The 1169-nt window shown below is 48.8% G+C and carries 1 protein-coding gene; it reads left to right on the top strand.

All coding sequences use genetic code 11. The features are described 5' to 3' along the window. Nucleotides 1-1169, top strand: a 1169-nt coding sequence (locus AB4167_RS21870; RefSeq protein ID WP_372137019.1) for a tandem-95 repeat protein, incomplete at both ends; no start/stop codon positions are given.

Genomic DNA, 1169 nt, shown 5'->3' with positions numbered 1-1169 from the left:
ACGCCAGATGAGAACTTCAATGGCGACATCGATATCAGCTTCGATATCTCAGATGGTACTAATACGGTTCAAGCATCAGCTGACCTAACCGTTAACCCAGTTAATGACCTGCCAGTACCTCAAGATCAACAGTTCAGCGTTGAAGAAGACGGCACGTTAATCTTTACTGATGCCGACCTGTTAACAGGCGCTACCGACATTGAAGGTGATAACCTAACGGTTGAAGGTGTGACCTACGATGGTGGCGACGGTATCCTTACTGACAATGGCAACGGTACGTACACCTTTGCGCCAAATGAAAACTTCAATGGCGACGTAAACTTCGGTTTTGATGTGTCTGACGGCACCGATACGGTGTCAGCAAACATCGACGTAAGCGTAACTGCCGTAGATGATGCGCCTGTGTCTGGTGACCTAGCGTACTCAATCGATGAAGACGGTTCGATTCGTCTAAGTCAAGAGCAGCTTCTATCGCAAGCTTCTGACGTAGAAGGCGATGACCTTACTGCTAGCGGCCTAACGGTTGGTGGAGATGCGACGGTTGTAGCTAATGATGACGGCAGCTTCACCATCACGCCAGATGAGAACTTCAACGGTGACATCGATATCAGCTTCGATATCTCTGATGGCACCAATACCGTTCAAGCATCGGCTGACCTAACGGTTAACCCAGTAAACGACCTACCAGTCCCTCAAGATCAACAGTTCAGCGTTGAAGAAGATGGCACGCTCATCTTCACCGATGCAGACCTGTTAACAGGTGCTACAGACATCGAAGGTGACAACCTTACAGTTGAAGGTGTGACCTACGATGGTGGCGACGGTATTCTTACTGATAACGGTAATGGTACGTACACCTTTGCTCCGAATGAGAACTTCAATGGCGACGTAAACTTCGGCTTCGATGTCTCTGACGGCACCGATACGGTGTCAGCAAACATCGATGTGAGTGTAACTGCCGTTGATGATGCACCTGTGTCAGGCGATTTAGCGTACTCAATCGATGAAGATGGTTCGATTCGTCTAAGCCAAGAGCAACTGTTATCACAAGCATCTGATGTTGAAGGCGATGACCTTACTGCTAGCGGCCTAACGGTTGGTGGTGATGCGACGGTTGTAGCTAACGATGATGGCAGTTTCACCATCACGCCAGATGAGAACTTCAATGG

The sequence above is a fragment of the Vibrio sp. 10N.286.49.E11 genome (assembly GCF_041469505.1).
Taxonomy (GTDB): domain Bacteria; phylum Pseudomonadota; class Gammaproteobacteria; order Enterobacterales; family Vibrionaceae; genus Vibrio; species Vibrio crassostreae_C.
Note: the sequence above shows the minus strand (reverse complement) of the source record. Positions and strands in the feature narration are given on the sequence as shown.